The sequence below is a fragment of the Streptomyces sp. NBC_01276 genome, assembly GCF_041435355.1.
GTDB lineage: Bacteria > Actinomycetota > Actinomycetes > Streptomycetales > Streptomycetaceae > Streptomyces.
Window position 1 is genome coordinate 511,039 of record NZ_CP108443.1, and the last position, 24,124, is coordinate 535,162.

Annotated in this window: 23 protein-coding genes and 3 pseudogenes; 15 read left to right on the forward strand and 11 right to left on the reverse strand. The window is 69.8% G+C overall.

Features of this window, described 5'->3' with window-relative positions; all coding sequences use genetic code 11:
- Window positions 1-210: 210 nt before the first annotated feature.
- A complete protein-coding gene (locus tag OG295_RS39730) occupies window positions 211-582 on the reverse strand; it encodes a hypothetical protein (RefSeq protein WP_331738818.1) in 372 nt (123 codons plus the stop codon).
- A 357-nt stretch (window positions 583-939) separates the two neighbouring features.
- Window positions 940-1,047 (reverse strand): helicase, encoded by a 108-nt coding sequence (locus OG295_RS39735; RefSeq protein ID WP_371681519.1) that lies wholly within the window; start codon window positions 1,045-1,047, stop codon window positions 940-942.
- Between the two features lie 694 nt (window positions 1,048-1,741).
- On the opposite strand from OG295_RS39735, the gene OG295_RS39740 reads away from it, so the two are divergent.
- Complete coding sequence (locus OG295_RS39740; RefSeq protein WP_331739033.1) at window positions 1,742-2,725, forward strand: NAD(P)-dependent alcohol dehydrogenase; 984 nt, start codon at window positions 1,742-1,744, stop codon at window positions 2,723-2,725.
- Here the strand turns inward: OG295_RS39740 and OG295_RS39745 are convergent.
- Entirely contained in the window at window positions 2,722-3,141 is a 420-nt protein-coding gene (locus OG295_RS39745; RefSeq protein ID WP_331738821.1) for a hypothetical protein, read from the reverse strand. The two genes, OG295_RS39740 and OG295_RS39745, sit on opposite strands and share 4 nt — an antisense overlap.
- Window positions 3,142-3,308: 167 nt before the next feature.
- Between OG295_RS39745 and OG295_RS39750 the strand changes: the two genes are divergently transcribed.
- The 3 genes from OG295_RS39750 to OG295_RS39760 all read left to right on the forward strand — a co-directional run bounded on the left by OG295_RS39750 (window position 3,309) and on the right by OG295_RS39760 (window position 6,414).
- Complete coding sequence (locus OG295_RS39750; protein ID WP_331738824.1) at window positions 3,309-3,713, forward strand: hypothetical protein; 405 nt, start codon at window positions 3,309-3,311, stop codon at window positions 3,711-3,713.
- Complete coding sequence (locus tag OG295_RS39755; protein ID WP_331738827.1) at window positions 3,710-5,041, forward strand: caspase family protein; 1,332 nt, start codon at window positions 3,710-3,712, stop codon at window positions 5,039-5,041. Before OG295_RS39750 ends, OG295_RS39755 begins: the two co-directional genes overlap by 4 nt.
- 767 nt (window positions 5,042-5,808) lie before the next feature.
- Window positions 5,809-6,414, forward strand: a complete 606-nt coding sequence (locus tag OG295_RS39760; RefSeq protein WP_331738831.1) for a hypothetical protein — start codon at window positions 5,809-5,811, stop codon at window positions 6,412-6,414.
- A 247-nt stretch (window positions 6,415-6,661) separates the two neighbouring features.
- Here OG295_RS39760 and OG295_RS39765 read toward each other — a convergent pair whose 3' ends face one another.
- Window positions 6,662-7,003: a DUF6233 domain-containing protein gene (locus tag OG295_RS39765; protein WP_371681520.1), complete on the reverse strand. Its 342-nt coding sequence runs from the start codon at window positions 7,001-7,003 to the stop codon at window positions 6,662-6,664.
- Window positions 7,004-7,219: 216 nt separating this feature from the next.
- On the opposite strand from OG295_RS39765, the gene OG295_RS39770 reads away from it, so the two are divergent.
- Window positions 7,220-8,722 (forward strand): hypothetical protein, encoded by a 1,503-nt coding sequence (locus OG295_RS39770; RefSeq protein ID WP_331738837.1) that lies wholly within the window; start codon window positions 7,220-7,222, stop codon window positions 8,720-8,722.
- A gap of 262 nt (window positions 8,723-8,984) precedes the next feature.
- Entirely contained in the window at window positions 8,985-9,338 is a 354-nt protein-coding gene (locus tag OG295_RS39775; RefSeq protein WP_331738839.1) for a hypothetical protein, read from the forward strand.
- A gap of 286 nt (window positions 9,339-9,624) precedes the next feature.
- Here OG295_RS39775 and OG295_RS39780 read toward each other — a convergent pair whose 3' ends face one another.
- The 3 genes from OG295_RS39780 to OG295_RS39790 form a co-directional block, all read right to left on the reverse strand.
- Complete coding sequence (locus OG295_RS39780) at window positions 9,625-9,831, reverse strand: hypothetical protein (protein WP_371681521.1); 207 nt, start codon at window positions 9,829-9,831, stop codon at window positions 9,625-9,627.
- A 277-nt stretch (window positions 9,832-10,108) separates the two neighbouring features.
- Entirely contained in the window at window positions 10,109-10,363 is a 255-nt protein-coding gene (locus OG295_RS39785) for a hypothetical protein (RefSeq protein ID WP_331738843.1), read from the reverse strand.
- A gap of 254 nt (window positions 10,364-10,617) precedes the next feature.
- Window positions 10,618-10,968, reverse strand: coding sequence for an extradiol dioxygenase (locus OG295_RS39790; protein ID WP_331738846.1), 351 nt, complete (start codon window positions 10,966-10,968; stop codon window positions 10,618-10,620).
- A 167-nt stretch (window positions 10,969-11,135) separates the two neighbouring features.
- On the opposite strand from OG295_RS39790, the gene OG295_RS39795 reads away from it, so the two are divergent.
- Together OG295_RS39795 and OG295_RS39800 are read left to right on the forward strand one after the other, a co-directional pair.
- The gene (locus OG295_RS39795) at window positions 11,136-11,390 is read left to right on the forward strand and encodes a hypothetical protein (protein ID WP_331738849.1); all 255 of its coding nucleotides are present in this window, start codon (window positions 11,136-11,138) and stop codon (window positions 11,388-11,390) included.
- 161 nt (window positions 11,391-11,551) lie between these two features.
- Window positions 11,552-12,046 (forward strand): hypothetical protein, encoded by a 495-nt coding sequence (locus OG295_RS39800; protein WP_371681522.1) that lies wholly within the window; start codon window positions 11,552-11,554, stop codon window positions 12,044-12,046.
- Here the strand turns inward: OG295_RS39800 and OG295_RS39805 are convergent.
- Both OG295_RS39805 and OG295_RS39810 read right to left on the reverse strand, forming a co-directional pair.
- Window positions 12,012-12,695, reverse strand: a complete 684-nt coding sequence (locus OG295_RS39805; RefSeq protein WP_331738851.1) for an IS5 family transposase — start codon at window positions 12,693-12,695, stop codon at window positions 12,012-12,014. The two genes, OG295_RS39800 and OG295_RS39805, sit on opposite strands and share 35 nt — an antisense overlap.
- Window positions 12,696-12,891: 196 nt before the next feature.
- Window positions 12,892-13,116: pseudogene (locus OG295_RS39810) on the reverse strand (transposase domain-containing protein); the annotation flags it as partial.
- A gap of 211 nt (window positions 13,117-13,327) precedes the next feature.
- Here OG295_RS39810 and OG295_RS39815 point away from each other — a divergent pair.
- The 3 genes and pseudogenes from OG295_RS39815 to OG295_RS39825 all read left to right on the forward strand — a co-directional run bounded on the left by OG295_RS39815 (window position 13,328) and on the right by OG295_RS39825 (window position 16,903).
- Window positions 13,328-13,795 (forward strand): transposase, encoded by a 468-nt coding sequence (locus OG295_RS39815; RefSeq protein WP_331738854.1) that lies wholly within the window; start codon window positions 13,328-13,330, stop codon window positions 13,793-13,795.
- 73 nt (window positions 13,796-13,868) lie between these two features.
- A pseudogene (locus OG295_RS39820) lies at window positions 13,869-15,260 on the forward strand (DUF4158 domain-containing protein).
- Between the two features lie 53 nt (window positions 15,261-15,313).
- Window positions 15,314-16,903 (forward strand): transposase, encoded by a 1,590-nt coding sequence (locus tag OG295_RS39825; protein WP_371681523.1) that lies wholly within the window; start codon window positions 15,314-15,316, stop codon window positions 16,901-16,903.
- A 75-nt stretch (window positions 16,904-16,978) separates the two neighbouring features.
- Here the strand turns inward: OG295_RS39825 and OG295_RS39830 are convergent, their stop codons facing one another.
- Entirely contained in the window at window positions 16,979-17,887 is a 909-nt protein-coding gene (locus OG295_RS39830; protein WP_331738860.1) for a helix-turn-helix transcriptional regulator, read from the reverse strand.
- A 170-nt stretch (window positions 17,888-18,057) separates the two neighbouring features.
- Between OG295_RS39830 and OG295_RS39835 the strand changes: the two genes are divergently transcribed.
- The 4 genes from OG295_RS39835 to OG295_RS39850 all read left to right on the forward strand — a co-directional run bounded on the left by OG295_RS39835 (window position 18,058) and on the right by OG295_RS39850 (window position 22,420).
- Window positions 18,058-19,044 (forward strand): aldo/keto reductase, encoded by a 987-nt coding sequence (locus OG295_RS39835; protein ID WP_331738862.1) that lies wholly within the window; start codon window positions 18,058-18,060, stop codon window positions 19,042-19,044.
- A gap of 723 nt (window positions 19,045-19,767) precedes the next feature.
- Window positions 19,768-20,742: a site-specific integrase gene (locus OG295_RS39840; RefSeq protein WP_331738864.1), complete on the forward strand. Its 975-nt coding sequence runs from the start codon at window positions 19,768-19,770 to the stop codon at window positions 20,740-20,742.
- 132 nt (window positions 20,743-20,874) lie between these two features.
- Complete coding sequence (locus OG295_RS39845; RefSeq protein WP_331738866.1) at window positions 20,875-21,762, forward strand: HAD family hydrolase; 888 nt, start codon at window positions 20,875-20,877, stop codon at window positions 21,760-21,762.
- Window positions 21,763-21,775: 13 nt separating this feature from the next.
- Window positions 21,776-22,420, forward strand: a complete 645-nt coding sequence (locus OG295_RS39850) for a hypothetical protein (protein WP_331738868.1) — start codon at window positions 21,776-21,778, stop codon at window positions 22,418-22,420.
- A 66-nt stretch (window positions 22,421-22,486) separates the two neighbouring features.
- Here the strand turns inward: OG295_RS39850 and OG295_RS39855 are convergent.
- Window positions 22,487-23,977, reverse strand: a pseudogene (locus OG295_RS39855) (Tn3 family transposase); the annotation flags it as partial.
- Window positions 23,978-24,124 lie beyond the last annotated feature (147 nt).

Consider the following 24,124-nt stretch of genomic DNA (forward strand, 5'->3'; position numbering starts at 1 on the left):
AGCTCCAGCAGTGTCTTGCGGGTGATCCGCACCTCCTCGGCGGCCCGGCCAAGCTCGTCCAGCCGTGCGGCCAGCTGCGCGATCCGCTCCCTCGTCGCCTCGGCCTGCACGGTGATCTCCCGTTACCACTCCTCCAGCCGCACCAGCACCGCCCCGAGGGTCAGCTCCCCGCCACTCACGCGCTGGGCCAGGCCGAAGCGGTGGCCCCGGTCAGCGGCTCAGCATCACCGCCGTCATCGCCCAATACACCCGCGACTCCGAACTCTGAACGGTGTCTGTGTCGGCGGCGACCTTGTCCAGCAGCGCGATACCGGCGGCGTTGTCGTGCATGTCAGGCCTGGTGATCGCGGTGGTGGTGCTCGCCGCGTCCGTTGCCGCCGCGTGCACGCTCTGGGTGTCGAGCACCATCAGGCTCGGGTCCGCCTTCCGCCGCGCCTTCTCCCGCACCTGCCAGCGCAGCAGGTCAGGCCGCGCTTGCGGCCCGGTACTTTTCTGCCGAGCCTTCCACGCGGCGATCACCGGCACGATCAGCGCCCACTGCTCGTCGGACAGGTCAGTCTTGTGGGGCTTGCGCTCGCTCACGATGCTCAGCCCAGCACACCCGAGCCCACCGACTGGCTGGGATGCCCCAGTCCCATACGTTCAGGTGACGGCAAATCACCTATCGAATCACATACCACCCTCCAATAGACACGGTGACGCGATACCGATGACTGCAACGCGCCCGCTCGGCCGTGCGTCACGGTTGCCGCAACACGCCTTGCGTTGCACCGCTGTCTTCACAAACACCGGCCAGCGATCGGTCTGGACGCCCGGTTGCAGCTGGTGTTGCACCGCCGTCCGTTGCCAGAGGGCATGACGAAGGTCCCGGGGGTCACGACGTCCCCGGGGCCTTCACTTCGCTGACCGCTCGGCTCAACGACGAGGGGGGGCGGCCTGTCACGCCCAGTCCGCGCCGAGTTTCGCGAGGGCGGCGAGCTGATCGGCGGTGAGCTTGTCGCGCCGGCTTTTGGTGTGGGAGACCCGCACGCCCGGCTTCATAACCACCGGCTCCGCCTCGCCCTCGACCGTGACCTCATCGCCGTGGCTGCGCGATACCGGCCGGTCCGTCCCTTTCCGCTCCACCCAATGCGCGAGGGCTGTCAGACCCCGCCGGAATGCCTGCTGCGTCCTGATCGGGCCCCTTTCGCTGTACGACCGGCGCCTGTGGTCGGCCGACGGAACCTGGGAACGCCTGCTCCAGCAGGTCCAAGCCGAGGCCGACGCAGCCGGGGCCGCGCGTGGCGGCGGGCGAGATCGCACCCGTCCCCGAGGAACTCGTCGAGGCCCTGGTCAGGGGACCCGGTCGCGGAGGCCACCCGCCGCTGGCATTCGGGTACGAGCGGGACCGACCCCGCCCAGGCCGCCCGCGTGCTCCCCGACCACATCTGGTGCTCCCTGCGCCCCGCCCCGACCCGCGCCGAGCCGGGGTCGGGGCCGGCGGGGGCCGGAGCCGCCCAGGTCGGGGCTGGGAACCCCGGCCCCGCCCGCCCCCCCCGGGGGGCGGCGGCCGCCGCACAACCCCGGGGACCCCGGAACTTCCCCTGACCGGGCCCTGATCCGCACCCGGACCCACGGGGCACCGCGGTTCGTCCGCCGGTATGACTCGCCCGGCCCCCCGCCCGCCCTACCGTGAGCACCGGGACAGAGCATGCAGACAGGCCAGGGCCTGCGAGCCGGGCGGCGGAAGGACGGGAAGCTGATGAAGGCGATCGTGCAGGACCGTTTCGGCCCGGCCGAGGTGCTCCGCCTCGCGGACGTGCCGGTGCCGGTGCCCGGCCCCCGCGAGGTGCTGGTCCGGGTGCACACGGCCGGGGTCCACATCGGCGACTGGCACCTGATGACCGGACTGCCCGCCGTGGCAAGGCTGTTCGGGGTCGGGCTGCGCCACCCGCGGATCCGGGTCCGTGGCACGGAGTGCGCCGGGACCGTCGCGGCCGTCGGAGCGCGGGTGACCGCGTTCCGGCCCGGGGACGAGGTGTTCGGCGTCGGTACCGGGGCCTTCGCGGAGTACGCGGTCGTCCGTGAGGACCGGATCGTCACGAAACCCGCCGGACTCGGCTTCGCGGAAGCGGCCGCACTCCCCGTGTCGGGCCAGACAGCGCTCCAGGCCCTGCGCGCGGGCGCGTCCGCCGGGCCCGCGCGGCGGGTGCTGGTGATCGGGGCCGGCGGGGCGGTGGGCTCGTACGCCGTCCAGCTCGCCAAGGCCGAGGGGGCCGAGGTCACGGGCGTGTGCAGCACCGGGAAGACGGACCTGGTGCGCCGGCTCGGGGCCGACCACGTGGTCGACTACACCCGCGAGGAGTTCGCGGCCGTGGGCAGCCGCCACGACCTCGTCCTCGACATCGCGGGAAACCGGCCGCTCCCGCTGCTCCTGACGGCGCTGGCCCCCGGGGGCAGGCTCGTCCTGGTCGGCGGCGAGGGCGGCAGCCGCTTCTTCGGCACGCTGCACCGGCAATTGCGGGCCTCTCTGCCCGGAGCGTCCGGCGGCCGGCGGATGCGCGCACTGGTGGCCACGGACAAGGCGGCGGACCTGCGGCAGCTCGCCGTGCTCGCGGCCGCGGGCACCCTGCGCCCTGTGATCGACGCGAGCTTCCCGCTGGCCGAAGCACCCGAGGCGATACGCCGCCTGGAGGGCGGACACGGCCGCGGGAAGCTGGTCCTACGGATCGCGGACGCCGGCTAGCCGGTGGTGGCGCAGGCTTTGGCGAGGAGGCGTTCGGCGGTGCGGGCTGACGCCGTAGCGGGTTGCGAGGGATTCCGCGGTGACGGCGGGCCCGGTGCCGTTCTGGGCGGCGTCCAGGGCGGCGGCGATCTCGGGCAGCCGTGTGTCGGGTGTGGTGCGCCGGGGTGTGCGGTCTTTGGCGCCGGGGTGCGGCCATTGTGCTGGGCGGGGCGGGTGGTGCGGGCTTCGGCGGCGGCGCGGGTCCACCAGCGGCGGCCGTGGCGGTCGATGCCGGGGTCGAGCAGGCCGGTGGTGGCGTCGGCGCGGATGGTGGAGGGGGAGACGCCCGCGAGGGCGGCGACGTCGTCGAGGTGAGGGCGGGGCGGCCGTGGGGGATCACCGGGGGGCGTCTCCTTGATGCGTGGCCGGGTGGCCATGGTGCCCGGGTTGACGGCGACGACCTTGTTGGGCTGCTTGCACTTCGCCGGACCAGCGCTGTCGCCCGTGCTGCCTCCAGGTCAGCGGCCTCCACCCACCGCCCCGGGATCCGCTTCTGACGACGCGACCGTGACGTGAACGGGCGTGCCCTGGCACGATGGGCAGCATGACCGGATTGAGCGAAGACCCAGAGTTAACCGGTGTCGCCTCGTGCGAGCTGCGGCTCGCCGTCACAGACTCCGACACCCACTTGCTTCCGCTCCGTGACTGGCTCGCGGCCGAGGATCCCTTGCGGGGCAGGGTGTCCCTGCTGCGGCCGTCCCCCGCGCCCGGGCATATGGGGGCGCTGGCTGACGTCCTTGCCGTCGCCCTGAGTTCGGGGAGCGCCGGGGCGGTGCTCGCCAGGTCGCTGACCACCTGGCTGACACAGCGGCGGGCAGACGTGAAGGTGACCATCACGGCCGTGGGCGGCCGGCAGGTGAGCGTTGACGTGCGCCGTGCCCGCGACGTCGAGGCAGTCATCAGGGAGATCAACGCCCTCGGCGAGCCGCCCGCGTCCGGTGAAGAGTGACCGCGCCCCGGTATCCGCACGGTCCGTCGAGCCGGGCGGTGCTCATCGGGGCGAGCCGGTTCGCCGACGGCGACCTCCCGGCGATCCCCGCCGTGCGGAACGACCTGGACGCCCTGCACCGCGCCCTCACTCACCCGCGCCACGGGCTGCTCGCACCCGAGCATTGCCACGTCCTGTCCGATCCCGGCGACCAGCGCGCCGTCGGCGCGGCACTGGAGCGGGCCGCCGGCGAGGCCGTCGACATGCTGCTGGTCTACTACGCGGGCCACGGACTCCTCGACGACGACGGCCGGCTGCACCTGGCGCTGACTGGCACCGATCCTGCCCGGCCGGGTTTCACCTCGGTACCGCTGGAACTCGTCCAACGCGACCTGGCCCGGGCCCGCGCCCATGCACGCGTCCTGCTGCTGGACTGCTGCTTCTCGGGACGCGCGGTGGCCGCCATGGCCGGACCGCATACCGCCGTCGCCGGCCAGGTCGACCTGACCGGCACCTACACCCTGACCTCCACCACCTCGACCGCCCCATCGCACGCACCGCCCGGCGCCCGCCACACCGCCTTCACCGCGGCCCTGCTCGACGCGCTCGCCCGGGAGGAACCGCTCACCCTCGACGGCATCTACCGGCACGTGGACCGCGAACTGGCCGGCCTGGGCCTGCCCCGGCCGCAACGCCGCTCCGTCAACGCGGCCGGCGACCTCGGCCTCGTCACCGGACCGGCCGTGGTCGACGGGCCGCAAGCCGTTCCGGCGCCGACGGTCGGCGACCAGTACGTCCTCGCCAACCCACGCCGGAGCCCGTTGCAGCGCGCCGGACTCGGCCTGCTCTGGCTGGCGGTCCTGTCGGCCCCCGTTACCTGGCTCGTCAACGCCGACCTCCTCGCCGTCCATATCGTGCCGGCGCTCATCCTGATCGGGCGGCCGCGACGGTACGACTACGCGCTGACCGTCGACGGCTCGGGCCTGACGATGCGGGACGGGCCCCAAACTCACCACATCCCGTGGCAGGACATCGAGTACGTCGGGATCCTGGGCCACGACCCCCGGTACACCGAAGAGATGGGCATCGTCCTGGTCCGCCTGCGCCCCCACGTTGTCGAGCGCCTGGACGCCCTGACAGGGCTGCCGTCCCTGCCCGGCTGGCTGTACCGCAGGAGCGGGAGCGACTTCCGCAGGCTGGGCTATGTCAACTTCTGCAAGCTCAGCGACATCGGCGCGATCGAGCACAGCCTGAAGGAGGCCGTCGTCGGCGTTGCGGGCAAGACAGCATTCCGCAGCGACCGCGAGCTGATCGAGCAAGACCACAGACTCGCCTCGCCGCACCCCTGATCAGAAGGCACGCCGCGACCCCGCGCTTGCACCCACGCCGGTCCGCAGCCGGCCGTCCGTGACGCGGACGGCAGGGTGGAGATTCCGCCGGGGCGGGTCGCGGCCGACGTGCCGCCCACCGAGCTGCGGGTGGGGGATCAGATGGTGAGCGACGGCCGCCTGGTCGCCATCGCACGATGATTCTGCGCACCGGCCGGGTTGCCGCAGCAGGGCGGACGGTGCGGGTCTTACCGTCCCGTGGCGGGTTTCCAGCGGGGGTCAAGGGCAAGTGGGCCCCGCACGGCCAGAGTCCACCCGTCCGCAGGCAGACCGGGCATCAGCACCCGGGCGCTGCCCGGGGGTGGGAGGCTGGGCGGATGGATGCCGCGTGGTGGGCCGGCGCTGCGGACTGAACCGCTTCGGCTTCACCGACGGCGCCCCCGGCTGCCATACCGTCCGCATCCTGATCCCGATCCGTTGGCTTCACCATGCGGTGCTGTTCACAGAGGGGGCCGTGGCCGACGGGTTGTTCCCAGATCTGATCACCACGGCGGGAAGGGGCGGCTGGCTGTCGGGCAACGGCGACAGTGGCAGTGCCCCACCCGCCTTTTCCGCGCCCGCCGCTGCTGCGCCAACCTGGCAACGGGCGTGCGGACGTGTATTCGTGAACAGCGGTCGCACGGCCGGGGCCGACGTACGGTCGAGTAACGGGCCGAGCCGTGTGGCCGGCACCGTACACCCTGGCGCCAGTCTCGGCCGGTGCCTCGACGCTATGACCGGAGCAGCCCATGCTTCTCTATGCCCAGACCCCAGCACGACGGAGCCGCCAGATCCTCGCGGACCTGATGGCCGTGGTCGTCATCGCCTGCGCGGTGTGGTTCGCGTTGGCTGTCCACGATGCGATCATGCTCCTGGCCGAGCCGGGACGAAAGGTGGAGAGCGCCGGCGAGGGCTTTGCCGGCGCTCTCCACGACGCCGGCCAAACAGCCTCGGACGTGCCGCTGGTCGGCGGCCTGCTGAAGAAGCCCTTCCAGTCCGCGGCCGATGCCGGCACCGGGCTTGCCGACGCCGGGCAGTCCCTGCAAGACGCAGTCAGCCAGTTGGCTTTCCTGGTCGCGGTTGGTCTGGTCGTCGTCCCCGTGGCTTTCGTACTCCTGGTGTGGGTTCCCCTACGCGTGCGCTGGATGCGTCGCTGTGCCACCTGCCGAAGCCTTTACAGCGGACCCCACGGCGCCGACCTCCTTGCGCTGCGCGCCCTCACCGGACCGCCGGGCGACCTCCGCGCGATCCCCGCCCCGCCGGGCGGCCTCGCGGATGCCTGGCGCCGCGGTGACCAGCAGGTCGTCGCCGCCCTGTCCGAGATCGCACTCAGGCGGGCGGGCTTGCGGCCCTGACAAGCGCAACAGTGGCTAGTCCCCCCTCCTTCGGCCGGCCCCCTTTCGGTGGTGGACGATATTTTTGAGCCGCAGAGGTCGCCAGGGCCGAGGGCGGGGCCGGGGATTTCGCCGTCGACGCGTACGCGGCGTCCGCCCTGGGCGTCGGGCGGGCAGACGATGACGCGCAGGGCAGGGCTCGTTCCTCCACCGTGGCGGTAGGCGGTCATTCCAGTACTCCGACGGCGGTGTCGGGGCGGCAGTGCGGTCAGGCGGGGATGCCCTCGGCGAGGGCCCGCCGCGCGGCGTCGGTGGACGCCGGCTTGCAGCGGGTGCGGGTGTCCCAGCAGGTACCGGCGTGGACCCGCATGGGCGGGCGGCCGGTGCCGATGCCGTGCTCGATGAGCCAGTCCGGGCGCAGCGGAGCCGGCCGCCGCGCGACCTCGAACGGGGCGCGCTGCTCCTCGGCGGCGGCAAGGGCGCGCTCCGTGCGGGAGAGTTCGCCGCGCGGGTAGGTGACCAGCGTCCGCAGCCGGGGGAGGTCGGGCGGCAGGACGGACGCGCTCAGCCTCCGTACTGCGCCTGCCCCGCGACCCTGCACGACATGCACAGGGGTTTCTCTGGGGGAGACGGTGTGGCGCGAGGCAGACGAAGGTCGGCTTGTGCAGCTCAGCGCGCGGATCGCCAACGTCAGTCGCTGCAACAGGTGTGGTGGCATCGCCGGTTCGGGTGACTGACCACAGCACCGGTGGTTCAGGGCACGGGGGCAGGCTCCAGCTGCCCAGCAGGTCCGCGGCGATATGCCTGCTCAGATACCGTCCTGCTCATGGCTTCCGCAAAGTACCCAGTGCTTCCTGAATCTGTACGCCACGGTCTACGTGCGATCGTCTTCGACACGAACTCGTTCCCCCGCGGCGGACTCGACCTGGAACTTCTCACGGTCTGGGGGAACCGCGCTGCGGAAGAGGGGTTTGAAGTCTGGGTGCCAGAACCGGTGCTGTGGGAGCTCGTTGAGCACGCCGGCTCATCGTGGGAGGCATGGCGCGCGAGTACGAACCAGGCGAGGAAGGCCATGCAAGCAGCCGGGCTCGACGTCCCGGCCGAGGGTCCGTACTCGACGCGTGAGGAGGTGATGACCGCTGTAGAGGGATCGCTTCGCAGCCTTGCTCCGTCGGTCCGAATCCTGGATCTCGACGGCGACCTAGCAGTGGAGGCACTTCGCGACCAGGTGCAGATACGTCCACCCGCCAAGAAGAAGAGCGACGTCAAGACAGGGGCTGCTGACAGCGCTTGGCTCCGACAAGTTCTGAGGACAGCCGACAACAAGGTCGACTCTTTTGTGATTGTCGGCGCCGACGCGGATGTCTACCAGGCTTTCAGCAGCTGGGGCCTACCGAAGCCGCACATGGTGCCGCTGCACGCGCTACACGAGTCGCTCTTCGTACTGAAGGCACCGAGCGACGAGATCATGAACACCATCGTTGAATTTCTGCAGGGTGTCGTGGGCCTGCCGCTCGGGGGAGGCCGGACGCCAGAAGGCAACCTGACCCTCGGTGACGTCGATCTTGGCGGGTTGATACACGAATGGGAGCTCGACCAGGTACGCAACGTGGAGCTCGGTCACGTCCTTGCTTTCCTTGGGATGAACCAGGTGAAGATCAGTCGGAGGGGGCTGGTCACGGCTCAGGTATTCCTGCTGGTCGACGCGGAATACAGCGGATGGCGGATCAACGAGGACGGGACATCGATCGCCCATACTTCGACCCTTCCTCAGGTTTGGGTGCGGGACGTACTCAGCTTCACTCTCAACGAGGGCTTGGTAACCCTCGCCCGGTCTGAGACTGGCCAGGCTATGGCATTTCGAGCCGAAGACATGGCCCACAACGATGAAGACGTGGCCTTCGATGAACTCCTTGACGGGCTCGCTTTGATCCCGGGTCTGGACGGAGAGCTAGGGGGCGATGGCTACGAATCCACGAACGCGCGCGCCCACGTCAACGGTTTCGATCTTGAGTTGGTGTCGGAGAGCGGAGGTGTCGATTCGGAGTGGTGCGCCACCGTCACACTGTCGAAGGATGACTGGTCAGAGTCCCTGGAAGTGCGCTGCGTATGGGACTCCGTCCGCGTTCCGTACGAGATGCCCGACCTGATGCCCGCGTACCTGCTCATCACAGACGAACCGGCGGACGTACAGATTCCAGCCGATTGGGCGGCGCCCGCCTGGGCCATCAACCTCATCTGGCCCCGCCCGCCCGTCGCCGGTTCGACTACGACGCCTGACGCACCTTCCCAGAAAGGCGAAGACCCTCCACTTGGCGAGTCCGACTGAGCCCCTCAGCATCATCCAGGGTGCGGCCAGCTCGTCTTTGGCGTCGGCGGAGCAGATCCGCGGTTTGCGGCTGGTGACACGGTTTTTGTCGGCACCCCGACTGGGGAAAGACCCCTGCGGGTTCGGCTGGGCGGTCCGAGTAGGGTGCGGTTAAAAGCGGGGGTGGAAGATCTTGAACTTTAATGTGCCTGGCCCAGAAGCCGACTGGTTGGATGCACCTGTCTCAGCATGCGCGAACCCGAACCCTGCGTGGCAGACAAGCATGTGGTGGTACATCTCGGGTCTATTCCGCGTGGTGGCAGGCCTTGCACCGTCGCTGGACTCCGTGGCGGGCCGGTTGAAGCTGACGACCGAGCGGGGCTGGGAGGAACTGAGCCCCGTCGATGTCGCGATGATCCAGATCCGTGGCGTGCACTTTGCGCTCCACCGCATGGAGCACAGCCCGATGACGGACACCATCGTGTCCGTCATCAACGAAACGGAGGACGACGAGGCAGCGATTGACACTCTGCTCACCGCCCTGGGCGTAGGCCGTGAGGTCCTGACGTTCAGGGGAGATCTCCGACGCGGCGACGACGAAGTCGAATGGCTGCCGGCAGCACGTCCCCTGGACTGACCTGAAGGGGCACTTCTTGCCACCACGAAGCGTCTGGTGCTTCAGGCTCCGGTACGCGCTGGCTTGGGCGGCGGCTGCCCGAACAGGACCGTTCGCGATGATGCGTAGAGGTGGAGCCCCCACAAGGGATCTCCCATCGTCTGACCTGTTGATTCTGGTCAGTCTCCGGGGCCGTGCGCGTCCTGCCGGCCGTGGGCGGGGATCGGTAGGAGCGTTGTGGCGGCGTCCCATCCGGTGCACGCGACCGTGCCGAAACGGGTGAGGGCGTCGAGTGCCGTCATGGTCTTTACCGGGGCTGCGCGGTCGGCGGCGAGCGTGCACGCCTGGGCGTACACGCCTGGGTGTGCACGGTGGCGGCCCCGGTGCGGGTGCGGCCGTCGAGGACCCACACCCACGGTGTTGCCGGGGACGTCGCCGCGCCGGTGGGGTTGCGGTGGGTGGGTACCTGGTCCTGGGGAACACCGGGGATCGGGCGCAGCTGGGCGGCCGTCACCCACGTGCTGTACTCGGCCGGCTCGACGCCGCCGCCTTCGGTCGTCTGGCAGAGGGGGACGCCTATGCGGTATACCCACAGTCCGGTGTCGAGCTGGACTCGTCGGCGGGGGTGCGGTCACGGTCAGGGGCGGGTCTGCTGCTCCTGCCGGGCCTGCTGGCAGGGCATGCACAGCGGGCTGGCACCTGCTCCGTAGCGGGTGGTGGGCCGGCGGCAGCGGACGCAGGGTCCGTCGAGACGGGCGCGGGGCATGCGGGTGCGGCGCCGATGGGCCGACTCATGCCGCGGCCTTCCGTCCTGCCGCCGGGGTGTGGGTGTGGGCGGCGTGGCGGAGCTCGACGCCTCCGGCCCGCCAGCCGGCGGGCTCCGTCCAGTAGGGGTGGGTGCACAGGCGGGCCGACAGGCTGATCAGTCGGCGCCGCAGCGCGGTGGTGCCCGCCCCGGCGGGAGCCTGCGCGAGCGCGGCGTAGGTCTCCTGCCACGCCTGTTGCAGGGTGATCAGGTCCTCGGGGAAACGGAACGGTGCTCTCACCACTCAACTAAAACACATGTTCGATTTTCTGTGCGAGTGCCCCGTTGTCCTGTGTCATCGAAGTCAGGCAGTCGCGGCGCTTTGACCTGCGGCGACTAGGTTGATGACACAACGTCCGAGCGTCACGCGATGGGCCGAGCTGTTACGAACCGCTACGCAAGCGATTCCGACGCGGACGGCCCCTCTGTCGTGGCGGCGCCAACGATGCTTCGCGGCCACCCTGAGATGCGTCGGCTCAGCTGAGTGCCGTGGAGTCACAGGCTGTGGGCGATGGGGTGCAGCGGTTCGTACAGCGGGAGTTCGGCGCCGCTGGGGAGCCGGATCGCAGTCAGTCTGCCCCAGCGCTGTTCGCTGACCGGGCGGGTGATCTCGACGCCCTGCGCGCGGAATTCGCCGAGCTGGGAATCAAGGTCGTCGCACATCAGGAAGAACTCGTGCCGGGGCGGGCCGTCGGCCGGGTGCACGGCCACCTCGGCCGGGGGCAGCTTGAAGATGAGCCAGCCGCCGCCTGTGTCGACGCCGGGAAAGTTGAGGACGTCACGGATGAAGGCGCGGTCCGCCTCGGCGTCCTGGCTGTAGAGGATGACATGTGCACCGCTGATCATGGCTGGCTCCTGCCCGACGACGTGCTGGCGGTCGTACCCCCGGCATCCTGGTGGCAAAGACCTTCGGCTGCATTCGATGACACGACGACTGAGTTGCATGACAACGGACGGGTGACCTCCAGCGGGGCGACTCGCGCAGAAAATCGAACACGTGTTTTAGTGGAGTGGTGAGACCACCGTTCCGCTTCCCCGAGGGCCTGATCACCCTCCGAAGGGCATGGCAGCAGACCTACGCCGAACTCGCGCAAGCCCACGCCGGGGCCGGCACGACCGCCCTGCGGCTCCGGCTGATCGCCCTCTCCGGGCACCTCTGCGCCCACCCCTACTGGGCGGCCGCCGACTGGCGGGCCGGAGGCGTCGAGCTGCGCCGCGCCGCCCGCACCCAGACCCCAGCCCCGACGGAACGAGAGGCGGCAGCATGAGCGAGCAGACCACCACCAGACCCCGCCCGCAGGTCGTACCGGTTACTGAGAAGCCGTTGTCTTTCCGCGCGTGATGGGTGTGTTTCCGCTGGTCAGGGATGGGGCCGGTGTTTCGGTGGCATGGACGAGGTGTCGTGTCGTCTCTTCGGTGGAGGTGCCGGATGCCGTCGGTGATGGGGCTGTTGGAGGAGCGTGAACGTGCCGCTCGGCAGCGGGTGGATGCCCTTCAGTCCGAGCTGCGGGAGGCAGAGGCCGTGTGGGAGCGGTTCGTGATCGCCCGTGAGACGGTGGCCGCGGTCCTGGCGGAACCGTGCGGAGGCCAGGACGTGTCACCGGTCGTGGTGGTCGGCGAGGGGCCGGCGCGGGTTGTGGGTGCGGTGCCCGGCTCGGTGGTGCCGGTGTGGTGGGAAGGCCTCGCTGCTGCGGCGCTGGCGCCGGATTACCGGCAACTCGTGGACGCTCTGACCGGTGAGAACAGCTCGCGTGCCGGGGCGATGGACTGTCGGCGGCTCGCGGTGGCGGTCGGGCTGGAGCCGGTGCCCGCGAAGGTGGAGGGCGTGCGGTTGGAGGTGAAACGCCTGGCCGCGCGGGGCTGGTTGGAGCAGGAACGTCCGGGGATGTTCAGTGCCGTCGTCGGGCGACGCGGCGGCTCATGACCATGCTCATCGACCACCTGATCATCGCCTCGGCGCTGTCGGTGCGGGTTTCGTAGTCGCGGGCCAGGCGGCGTGAGTGCATCAGCCATGCGAACGTGCGCTCGACAAGCCATCTTTTCGGCAGGACGACGAAGCCTGTGGTGTCGTCGCTGCGTTTGACCACCGTCAGCGCGATCCGCAGCACGTTACGGGCGAAGTCGACGAGTTGGCCGGTGTAGCCGCCATCCGCCCAGACCAGCGTGATGCGCCAGTGCCGCTCGCGCAGCCGGGCCAGCAGTGTCTGTCCCGCGTCCCGGTCGGTGACGGACGCCGCCGTGACCACGACGGCCAGTAGCAGGCCGAGGGTGTCCACCACGATGTGGCGCTTGCGGCCGTTGACTTTCTTGCCGCTGTCGAAGCCCCTGGTCGAGGCCGGCACCGACGCAGCCGCCTTCACTGGCTGGGCGTCGATGATGCCCGCGGTCGGCTCCCGGTCGCGGCCGGTCGCTTCACGGAGCCGGTCCCGAAGCCGGTCGTGGAACTCGGCCGTCCAGCCCTTGTCGCGCCAGCGTCGGAAGAAGGCGTAGACGCGGTCCCACGCGGGGAAGTCCGCGGGTATCGACCGCCAGGAGATACCGCCCGTGACCAGGTAGCGGACCGCGTCAACCATCCAATGCCACGAAGTTAAGAGCTCAACGGCGTTGTCAAGGGTGGTCGAGATGCGTGAGGGGCCTCTGCTATCCAGGGGATAGACCAAGATCGGGCCTTGACCCAAGGCCGGGTAGTTAACGTTTTCGCAGGTCACGCAAGTCAGTTGAAGGATTTCCGACGCAGAACAACGGAGCTCGTTGGTACCGGCAGTCGTCCAAGTTGTCCCAGGCCAGCCGGTAGCCGACTTCAGGGAACAGACACATCGCGAGCAGGAAGTAGATCCCGACCCGCGAAGGAAGATCACGCAGGCGTCTCTGCATCGAGCGGGTCTCCGCCAGGACCGCGTCGACCAGCTCGAACGGCACGACGGCCGTCAGCTCACCCGGATGCCCGGGCGCGAACCGGCCCGCGGCCACTGTGACCGTACGGGTGATGGCCATCACCCGGGCCCGCAGGACATGATGAAACGGCAACGGAGCTAGCTGACGGCCGGGCTGGCCGAAGTGCCGGTGGCATCCCCGACGCCGAAGGCCCTGCGTGATCTGCGCCGACGCCTGGGCAGTGCGCCGGTGCGGGCGTTATTCGAGGTTCTCGGCGGGGCCTTTGGCCCGGCCGACGACACCCGGTGTGCGGTTCGGGCCATACCGGACTGTGTCATTCGACGGCTGCAGTTCCCAGAAGGTCCCCGACTCCGGGCGAAACAGGGCCTGGCTGGGGCGCGCTTCCCATCACGGCTATCCCACACTGGAGTTGATGACGCTGGTCGAGACCGGCACACGGGCCTTGCTCGGCGCGGTGTTCGGCCCCACCGCCGAGGGCGAGACCAGCTATGCCTCGCGCTTGCTGCATCTGCTGCGGCCGGACATGCTCGTCCTGTGGGACAAGGGCTTCGACGGCAACGACTTCCTCGCCTCCGTCACCGCGACCCGCGCCCGGTTCCTGGGTCGACTCCGCAGCAACCGGCGTACCCCTGTCCTCACACGTCTCGCCGACGGCTCATACCTGTCGGTGATCGCCGCCGAGAAGGTACGTGTGATCGACGCGAACATCACGGTGACCTGCGCCGACGGGGCCCTGTTCTCGTATAGCTACGGCGAACAGACATGTAGCGCTGAGTAACCGTCGTGGTCCTCGTTTCCCCCTGGTGGGCGCCTCGTTGAGCTGAACGAGTGATGGCGAGGGGTGGGGTGGGATGCGGCAGGACTGGGAGCCGGAAGACCTGATTGAGGTCTGGACGCTGCTCGAAGACGACATGAAGAGGGTGCGGAACAAGGCGGGGTCGACTCGGCTCGGCTTCGCGTTGTTGCTCAAGTTCTTCGAGGTGGAGGCCCGGTTCCCTGATACGGCCAGTGAAGTGCCCGCTGCCGCGGTCGGATATGTGGCTCAGCAGGTGAAGGTCCCGGCTGAGGAGTGGGCTTCCTACGACTGACAGGGCAAGACGATCCAGCGGCACCGGGGCGAGATCCGCGCTGCGTACGGGTTCCGGGCGAGTACCGAGGAGGACCAGGAGCGGCTGGCCGATTGGCTGGCCGCTGAGTTGTGTCCGGTGGAGCTGTCGCGGGATCGGCTGGCGGCGGCGGTGGTGGCCCGGTGTCGTAACGGCCGCATCGAGCCGCCGGCCCCGGGGCAGGTCGGGCGGCTGGTGGGGAAGGCGGTCAAGGACTTCGAGGCCCAGTTCTGCCGCAGCAGGGTGGAGCGGATCTCGCCCGCGACGCGCTCGCGCCTGGAGGACCTGGTTGTCGGCAGCGAGGACGAGACGGAGGAGGGGGCCGACGGCGAGGGCACGGTGTCGGGCGGCGGGCGGTCGCACTTCGCGGAGCTGAAGGCCGACCCGGGGGCGCCGGGGCTGGAGAGCCTGCTGGCGGAGGTGAACAAGCTCCAGCGGGTGCGGCGGCTGGAGCTGCCCGCGGACTTGTTCGCGGACGTGTCGGAGAAGCTGGTGGATGCGTGGCGGGCGCGGGCGTCGAAGGAGTATCCGGCGAACCTGGAGCGGATGAAGCCGCCCCGGCGCCTTACTCTGCTGGCCGCGCTGTGCCATGTGCGGCAGACGGAGATCACCGACTCGCTGGTGGACCTGTTCATCCAGCTCGTGCTGAAGATCAACACCCGGGCGGAGCGGAAGGTCGACAAGGAGCTCAACGCCGAGCTGAAGAAGGTCCGGGGCAAGGAGGGCATGTTGCTGCGGGTCGCGGAGGCCGCTTTGTCCGAGCCGTCCGGCACGGTGCGGCGGGTGATCTATCCGGTGGTCGGCGGGGAGAGGACGCTGAAAGCGCTGGCGGCGGAGGCCGCGGCGAACGAGGCTCGCTACAAGGCCCGGGTCCGCACGGTGCTGCGGTCGTCGTACTCGGCGCACTGGCGCCGGATGCTCTCGCCGCTGTTGGGCGCGCTGGAGCTGAAGGGCAACAACACCGCCTACCGGCCGGTGATGGACGCGATCGACCTGCTCCAGCGTTACCTGGACCAGCCTTTGAAGGAGGGGGCGTTCTTCGACCCGGCGGAGAGCGTGCCGCTGGCGGGGGTGGTGCCGGAGCAGTGGCGGGCGGCGGTGGTGGACGAGCGTGGCCGGGTCGAGCGTATCCGTTAGAGCTGTGCGTGCTGGTGGCGCTTCGGGATGCAATGCGGCGGCGGGAGATCTGGGTGGTGGGGGCGAACCGGTGGCGTAACCCGGAGGACGACCTGCCGGCGGACTTCGAGGACAACCGGGACGTGCACTACGCCGCCCTGGGGCAGCCGCAGGACGCCGGAGAGTTCATCGCCGGTCTCCAGGGCAAGCTCCGCACCTCGCTGGACCGCTTCGAGCAGGCGATTGCGGAGGGCACGACGGGCGGGGTCGCGATCGTGAAGAAGCATGGCGAGCCGTGGATCAGGGTCTCCCCCCGGGCGAAGCAGGAGGAGCCGGAGAGCCTGGTGGCGATCAAGGGTGAGATCGAGCGGCGCTGGGGGACCATCGACCTGCTGGACATCTTGAAGTACGCCGAGTTCGACACGGACTTCATCGCCGAGTTCACCTCGGTGGCAACCCGCGAGATGCTGTCGAAGGACGTGCTGCGGCGCCGGCTGCTGCTGGTGCTGTTCGGCCTGGGCACGAACATGGGGATCAAGCGGGTCGCGGTGACCGGCAAGCATGGCGAGAGCGAGGCGACGCTGCGGCGGGTGCGGCACCTGTTCGTCAACCGGGCCAACATGCGCGCGGCCCTGCGGAAGCTGGTGAACGAGACCTTCGCCGTCCGGGACGAGATGTGGTGGGGCACCGGCACGGCGTGCGCCTCGGACAGCCGCAAGTTCGGCGCCTGGTCCTCGAACCTGATGACCGAGTGGCACCAGCGCTACCGCGGCCCCGGCGTGATGATCTACTGGTATGTTGAGCGGAAATCGGTCTGCATCTACTCCCAGCTGAAGTCCTGTTCGGCGTCCGAGGTCGCCTCGATGATCGAGGGCGTGCTGCGGCACTGCACCGACATGGACGTCGACCGGCAGTACACCGACACCCACGGCGCCTCCATCGTCGGGTTCGCCTTCGCCTACATGCTCGACTTCAAGCTGATGCCCCGGCTGAAGAACATCGGCTCCGCGAAGCTGTACCGGCCGGCCGCGGGCGAGGACGGCCAGTGGCCGAACCTGGGCCCGGTGCTCTCCACCAAGACGATCGACTGGGACCTGATCGCCCAGCAGTACGACCAAGTCGTGAAGTACACCACCGCCCTGCGCCTGGGCACCGCCGAAGCCGAGCAGGTCCTGCGCCGGTTTACCCGGGGCGGGCCCAAGCACCCGACGTACCGGGCGATCGAGGAGCTGGGCCGGGCGGTACGGACCGCGTTCGTCTGCGACTACCTCGCGGACGTGGAGATGCGCCAGGAGATTCACGAGGGGTTGCAGGTGGTGGAGAACTGGAACTCCGCGAACAAGGACCTCTTCTACGGCAAGGACGGCGACCTGGCCGGTGCGGACAAGGAGTCCCAGGAGGTCAGCATGCTCGCGCTGCACCTGCTCCAGTCCGCACTGGTGCACGTCAACACGCTGCTGATGCAGGAGGTCCTGGCCGACCCCAAGTGGGCGGACAAACTCACCGACGCGGACCGCAGGGCGCTGTCGCCGCTGTTCTGGACCCATGTGAATCCGTACGGCCGCTTCGAGCTGGACATGAACAGCCGCCTCGATCTGGACCTGTCCCTCCGGGCGGCGGTGCCCGGCCCGCGCACTGCGCAGGAAGCCGCAGTCCCGGTGTGACAGCCGGACTCTGGTCCTGGCCGGAGCCGTACTGGCTGCGTTGCGCCTGCGTGATCCGGTCGCCTCCGGCTGAGATCAGCTGGGCGGACTTTGGGTCTGCTGGGTCTGCGGGGTCTGTTCCGGCGCGGGCGCGGCGGTGGTGGAGGTAGTGGTCCAGCTGGCGAGTATGCCGAGTGCCTCGGCGGAGGGGGAGGCGGGTTCGGGGGTGTAGATGGCGAGGCTCTGTTCGGGGTCGTCTTCGGCGGCGAGGACGACGTAGTCGAGGGTGAGGTCGCCGACGAGCGGGTGGTGCAGGCGCTTGGTGCCCGTGGTGTGTGCCCGGACGTCGTGGTCGGCCCAGAGCCGGCGAAAAGTGTCGCTGTGCAGGGACAGCTCACCGATCAGCTCGGTGAGCTGAGGGTCGTCGGCGTGGCGTCCGGCGTACAGGCGCAGGCTGGCCACCGTGTCCCGGGCCACCCGTTCCCAGTCGGTGTAGAGGCTGAGGGCAGCCTGGTCGAGGAAGACGAAGCGGGCGAAGTTGCGGTCGCGGTGCGGGCGGGAGGCGAAGTCCGCGAACAGGGCGTACCCGAGCGGGTTGGCGGCCAGGACGTCCAGGCGTCGTCCCTGGACGACGGCGGGGACGCTGAGTGCGTCCAGGGCCCGGTAGAGGGCGGGGCGGACTCGTTGCGGGGCGAGGGGTCGTTTGCGGCGGGTCCGGGCAGTGGTGGTGGGCTGGGTGAGGTCGAAGAGGTGGGCGCGTTCGGTGTCGTCCAGGTGCAGGGCCCGGGCGACGGCGTCCAGGACGGCTTCGGAGACGCCTTGGGCGCGGCCTCGTTCCAGGCGGATGTAGTAGTCGACGCTGACTCCGGCGAGCTGGGCGACTTCCTCGCGGCGCAGGCCCGGAACTCGGCGGGGCCCGGCGTGGGGGGCCAGGCCGGCCTGTTCGGGGGTGATCCGGGCCCGGCGGGTGCGCAGGAACTCGCGGATCTCGCTGCTGCGGTCCATGCATCCACCGTACGGCGTGCCCGTGGACCTGCCGGGCAGCGAAAGGGGTACTGCTGGACCCCTGGACGAACGAGCCCCTGTACGGGCCTCCGCGGCGGGTCGGCGGGTGGTTGCCTGGATAGCGGGCCTGCTGCACCGCACACCGCACCACCGGGAAGAGGGAGTATCTGATGAAGCACGTATCGCTGGGCGGGCTGGACGTCTCGCGCATCGGCCTGGGCGCCATGACCATGGCCGGCGTCTACACGACCGGCGGAGGGCTCGACGACAGCGAGTCGATCCGCACCATCCACCGGGCACTCGACCTCGGCGTCACACACATCGACACCGCCGAGATCTACGGCCCCTTCCACAGCGAAGAAGTCGTCGGCAAGGCCATCAAGGGCCGCCGAGACCAGGTCGTCGTGGCCACCAAGTTCGGGGTGGTCTCCCACTCCGGCGACAGCCCGGCCCCGGGCGTCACCGACAGCACCGCCGCCAACGTGAAGGCCGCCGTCGAGGGTTCCCTGAAGCGTCTTGGCACCGACCACATCGACCTGTACTACCAGCACCGCGTCGACCCGAACACGCCCATCGAGGAGACCGTCGGCGCACTGGCCGATCTCGTCACCGAGGGCAAGATCCGCCACATCGGGCTCTCCGAGGCCAGCCCCGCAACGATCCGCCGCGCCCACGCCGTGCACCCGGTCGCGGCCCTGCAGACCGAGTACTCGCTGTGGACCCGCGACGTCGAGGACGAGATCCTCCCGCTGCTGCGCGAACTCGGCATCGGCTTCGTCCCCTACTCGCCGCTCGGGCACGGTCTGCTGACCGGCCAGATCCGCTCCGTCGACGACTTCTCGGACGACGACTGGCGCAAGACCAACCCGCGGTTCACCGGCGAGAACTTCCAGCGCAACCTGGCAATCGTCGATGAGGTGCAGGCCATCGGCGCCGAAATCGGCGCCACGCCGGCGCAGACCGCGCTGGCGTGGATCCTCACCCGCGGCGACGACATCGCCCCCATCCCCGGAACCCGGCGGGTCGCCCGAGTCGAGGAGAACACCGCCGCAGACGGCATCGAGCTCACCCCGGCCCAGCTGGAGCGGCTGAACAACCTCACCCCCGCCGCGGGCGAGCGCCACGACGTGGCGAACATGAGCACCATCGACCGCTGACCCCGCCGAACACGGCCCCGGAGCACGTCCCCGCCGGGTTTGTGGATCCGCCTCCCGAAGCCTGTCTGTTCGTCCGGCGGCAGCCCCGCCGGACGAACAGACAGGCGGCCCCAAAGCCCGCATCGCAGGGAGCGTGGTTGGCGCGGTCCGGGACTTCGCCGCGAACCAGCGGACGTGCCGGGCTGAGACACCCCTTCACGCCGTGACATCACCCGCCGGTGGGCCCAGGTTTGATACAGCGCCACTCTCACAAACGACCCTTTCCCGGAGCATGATCGAGAACGGTCGGCGGAAGCGGTCCGGGTCGCGGATTCACTGTCACAACTCGTTCTCACCCAAAAGTGGAACCAGGCGTGTTCTGGGATATGTTTGTGACAGCGTCTGGGATCATGACAGACCCTCAGGCCGCACTCACGTCCGAAGCGGACGACGTCGAGCGCCACACCTGCCCACGCTGTAACGCAGCGCCAGGCTCACCCTGCCGCTCACGCTCCGGCGCGGTCGCCGGGACCTACCAGGGGGTCGAGGAACATCGGAACGGAATCCGGCGCTAAGCCCTCGTCCTCCCTGGTGGGCGGCCAGCGGGTCGGCGGTGTTAGGACCGGTCTGAAGTCGTCCCGCAGATAACACCCCAATATCTGCGGTAGCTTGATGCGTCACCTGCGGTGATGTCCTTTGGCCGCAACGTGAACGGGCCCTGTTATCTGTGGCAAAGGGGAAGCGGTGTCCGTCGTCGTGCAGCTGCCGACCGGGAAGGCGTTGACCGTCCGGGCGGCGGCCGACGTGTTCCTCGACTCGCTCGGCAACCCGAACACAGTCCGGAACTACGGGATCGGGGTCGGTAAGACCGCCGAGCGGATCGGCGAGGGCCGGCCGCTGGCTGCGGTCGCGGACGACGAGATCGGCGAGACCCTCGAACTGCTCTGGGGCACCGCGGCGGTCAACACCCGGAACTCCCGCCGGGCCGGAGTGCTGTCCTGGCTCGGCTGGTGCCGCGAGCGCGGCTACGAGGGCCCGACGGTGCCGGCCTGGGCGAAGCGGCTGGCGGTGCCGGACTCCGAGACCCCGGCCCGCTCAAAGATGGCGATCGCCCGGCTGATCGCCCGGCGTGAGGTCCACCTGCGGGAGAAGACCCTGTGGCGGATGCTCTACGAGACCTCCGGACGGGCGGAGGAGATCCTCGGCGTGAACATCGAGGACCTGGACTTCGCCGGGCGCCGCTGCCCGGTCAAGGCGAAGGGAGCCCGAACCAAGGCCCGGCGTCGCGGCCAGGTCCGCGAGGACTACGTGCTGGAGACCGTGTACTGGGACGCCGGCACCGCCCGGCTCTTGCCCCGGTTGTTGAAGGGCCGCACCCGCGGGCCGGTGTTCGTCACCCACCGCAAGCCCGGCCCCGGCAAGGTCATCAGCCCGCGCGACGTCTGCCCGGACACCGGGTTCGCCCGACTGTCGTACGGGCAGGCCCGCGCCTTGCTCGACGAACACACGGCCGTACGCGGGCCGGGTACGGGCTGGGACCTGCACGAATACCGCCACTCCTCCCTGACCCACCTCGGCGAGCAGGGAGCGTCGCTGCTGATGCTGATGGCGAAGTCCCGTCACAAGAAGCCGGAAAACGTCCGCCGCTACTTCAAGCCCTCGCCGGAAGCCATCGCTGAGGTGACCAGTCTGCTCGCCCCAGGCGACGTGCGTCGGTGACGGCCGCCCGCGTAGTCGTCCGGCAGAATCGTGGGGCCGACGGCTGATCGGCATACCCCCGGAGGCCGGGCAAATTCACTGGCTGTCTGCCGTGTCTGCTGGCGGGGGCCAGGGCCGAGCCGAGGAGTGCCCGTGACCGAGAAGGTGCTGGCGAGCTGGGAGGACGGCTCAGCCAAGCAAGCGATCTTGGACTTCGTCCGCGCGGCCACGACGCCGGGGCCGGAGTTCGTCGAGGTGGCCGATCGGATCGCCACGTTCGACAACGATGGCACGCTCTGGGTCGAGCAGCCGCTTCCCCCGCAGTTCGACTTCGTGTTCCGCACGTGGGAGAAGGAAGTGAAGGCCGACCCGCAGCTCGCCGAGCAGCAGCCATACAAGGCGCTCGCCGAGCGGGACCAGAAGTTCTTCGAGGGCCTGACCGTCCAAGAGCCGCAGGTGGTGTCGACCCTGCTGGAGGCGTTCGCCCGTTCATGGGCCGGTACCACGCCGGCGGAGTTCGACGCGCAGGTGCGCGAGTGGATGAGGACGGTCAAGCAGCCCAAGCTCGGTGTCCCGTACGTCGAGCTGGTCTACCGCCCGATGCTGGAGCTGTTCGACCTCCTGCACGCCCATGGGTTCCGGGTGTTCGTGTGCTCCGGCGGCGGCCGCGACTTCATGCGCGTCTTCGCGGAGGAGACCTGGGGGATCCCCAAGGAGAATGTGATCGGTTCGGCGGCCGCCTGCACCTACGCCGACGGCCGGCTCGTCCGCTCCCGCGAGCTCCTCGGAAGTCTGGACCTCGGCCGGGGCAAGCCCGAGCACATCTTCGCCCACACCGGCCGGCTGCCCGTCCTGGCGGGCGGCAACGCCGATGTGGACATCGAGATGCTGCAGAGCGCCCACTTCGCGCTCCTCGTCAACCACGACGACGAGCAGCGCGAGTTCTCCTACACGAACGGCGCCGAGACCTCGCTCGCGAAGGCCGCTGAGCTCGGGTGGACGGTCGTGAGCATGAAGAACGACTGGACCACCGTGTTCTGACCAGGAGGAACCGTTGAGTGACCTGACCGCCATCGACGTGCTCGTCAACCCGGACGACAACACCCTTCAGCGCGCCCGCGCCTGGAACGCCCGGATGCGCGAAAGCGTCCCGGACGGGTTCGCCCTGGACGCCTCCCACCAGCCGCACATCACCACCCTCCAGCGCTACGTGCGCACCGGGGAGCTGGAGGCCGTCTATGACGCCATCGGCGACACCCTGGCCGCGACCGACACGAGCGCACTCTCCTACCGGGCCGTGGCGATCAAGCACGCCGACTTCGGGGTTTCGGGTCAGGGGCTCGCGGTCATCCTCATCGAGCCCAGCCCCCAGGTGTACGACTTCCAGGCCGCCCTCCTCGCCGCCGTCGCCCCCTTCGCCGAGTCCGGCGGCACGGCCGCTGCCTTCGTCACCGACCCGGGCGAGGACATCAGCCAGAGCACCCGCGACTGGGTCGACGGATACGTCCCCCACCAGATCGGGCCGGAAAAGTACACCGCCCACGTCACCGTCGGCTTCGCCACCTTCGACGACCTCAAGGCCATCGAGTCCGAGCCGTTCGACGCCTTCGACGTCCACCCGGCCGCCGTCGCCGTCTACCAGCTCGGCAACAGCGGAGCCGCCCGCAAACTCCTCAAGACCTGGCCCATCCCGAACTGACGGCCGGCCCCGCAGGACGCAGGGTAAGGCCCGTTCCAGGGACGAACTGCCGCTGCGACGCACGTCTCAGAGGGCTGGCTCTGAGCCCACCTCGGCAGCGTCAGGGTCGCGCAGTGGCCGCAGGCCACCGGGCAGCTCCGGGAGCTGGAAGGAGTACCGGCCGAGCATGTTGACGTGGTGGCGGACGAACGGGGAGAGGCGTGCGACGTCCTCGTCGCGGACATCGTGGCCGTCGGCGCGGAGCTTGGTGACTGCGGCGTCCATGTACCGGGTGTTGAACAGCACCAACGCGTTCAGCACCAGACCGAGCGCGCCGATCTGGTCTTCCATGCCGTCCTGGTAGCGCTGGTAGAGCTGCCCTGAGCGGCCGTGGAAGATCTTCCGGGCGAGCGCGTGCCGGCCTTCCTGGAGGTTGGCCTGCACCTTGATCTGCCTTCGGTAGCCGGGCTCGTCGGCCAGACGCAGGATGTGCAGGGTCTTGGCGATCCGCCCGTAGTGCGCGATCGCGTCGCCGAGCGGGGTCGGGCGCCCGTCGCGGGAGAGCATCCGGATCACGTCGTAGGCGCGGACGGCTCCGGTGTGGATGGAGCCGATGATCCGCAGGATGTCCTCCCAGTGCCGCTCGATGCGGGCGAGGTCGACCCGGCCGCGGGCCGCATCCTGGAAGGCGCCGTAGTCGGCCGTGCGGTCGATGCGCCACATCTCCTGATCGGGCAGGTCGGCGAGCTGCGGGGCGTAGGCGAACCCGGCGAGGGTGAGCAGGCCGAAGACGATGTCGGAGTAGCTCGCGGTGTCGGTGACGATCATCTCCGGGCGCCGTCCGCCGTCGCGGTCGTAGAGGACGTCCAGCACGTACAGGGAGTCGCGCGGGGTGCCGGCCACGACCTTCCCGCCGAGCCCGGCGGCCTGGTCGTTGATCATGTTGAGCCAGGTGGCGCCGCCCCGGCGGCCGAAGTACTTCGGGTTCGGCCGCGCGTACACCGAGGGGACCGGGACGACGAACCTCATCCCGTCGACCGATGCCACGAGCCCGCCGCCCCACGCGTTCGCGAGGCCGATGGACGCCTGGTCCTCGATGAGGGTGGCGTTCGCGGCCCGGTAGGTCGCGAGCCGCAGGTAGGTCTGGTCGACGTGGGACAGCCGTCCGTACTTCAGCGCGTCCACCCCGCCGATCACGGGGGTGTAGCCGACGTTGCAGCCGTGCGCGACCAGCAGTGCGGTGATCGTGACGTGCAGGTCCTTCAGGCGGGCCTCGCCGCCGGTGACCGAGGTGAAGGCCTGGTCGGCGCCGGTCCAGGAGAACACCTCCAGCAGCACCTCGGGCAGGTCCACGCGGGGCAGCATCGCGTTCACCGCCGCCCGCAGATCGAGCAGGGAGGCCGGTTCGGGCTCCGGCTCCCGCGCAGCGAAGTGCAGCCGGCCGTCGTCATCGAAGGCGATCTGCGCGTTGTCCGGCAGCCGGGAGGCGACCTCGCGGTACGTGCCGTCCAGCAGCGCGGCCCGCGCCGCCAGGTGCTCGCCCGCCTCGCCGGGCAGTCCGAGCGAGGCCAGCACGGTCGCGCCCTTGAGTAGTAGCCGGGCGACCATTGGCGCTAAGGTCCGGCGGCTGCTCTGACGTGCGGCAACGCGGGATCGGCCGAGTGCTTTCTTGATCGCGGTTCGGTAACTCTCGGGCCAGGCAGTAGCTGCCCGCGTACGGTCAGT

Bases quoted from the DNA above. Each gene is read 5' to 3' on its own strand.
- OG295_RS39805 (WP_331738851.1), bottom strand. From the start codon at position 12,695: ATGGTTGACGCGGTCCGCTACCTGGTCACGGGCGGTATCTCCTGGCGG.
- OG295_RS39790 (WP_331738846.1), bottom strand. From the start codon at position 10,968: ATGATCAGCGGTGCACATGTCATCCTCTACAGCCAGGACGCCGAGGCG.
- OG295_RS39770 (WP_331738837.1), top strand. From the start codon at position 7,220: ATGGCTTCCGCAAAGTACCCAGTGCTTCCTGAATCTGTACGCCACGGT.
- OG295_RS39835 (WP_331738862.1), top strand. From the start codon at position 18,058: ATGAAGCACGTATCGCTGGGCGGGCTGGACGTCTCGCGCATCGGCCTG.
- OG295_RS39740 (WP_331739033.1), top strand. From the start codon at position 1,742: ATGAAGGCGATCGTGCAGGACCGTTTCGGCCCGGCCGAGGTGCTCCGC.
- OG295_RS39800 (WP_371681522.1), top strand. From the start codon at position 11,552: ATGCCGTCGGTGATGGGGCTGTTGGAGGAGCGTGAACGTGCCGCTCGG.
- OG295_RS39750 (WP_331738824.1), top strand. From the start codon at position 3,309: ATGACCGGATTGAGCGAAGACCCAGAGTTAACCGGTGTCGCCTCGTGC.
- OG295_RS39745 (WP_331738821.1), bottom strand. From the start codon at position 3,141: ATGGCCACCCGGCCACGCATCAAGGAGACGCCCCCCGGTGATCCCCCA.
- OG295_RS39775 (WP_331738839.1), top strand. From the start codon at position 8,985: ATGTGGTGGTACATCTCGGGTCTATTCCGCGTGGTGGCAGGCCTTGCA.
- OG295_RS39760 (WP_331738831.1), top strand. From the start codon at position 5,809: ATGCTTCTCTATGCCCAGACCCCAGCACGACGGAGCCGCCAGATCCTC.
- OG295_RS39830 (WP_331738860.1), bottom strand. From the start codon at position 17,887: ATGGACCGCAGCAGCGAGATCCGCGAGTTCCTGCGCACCCGCCGGGCC.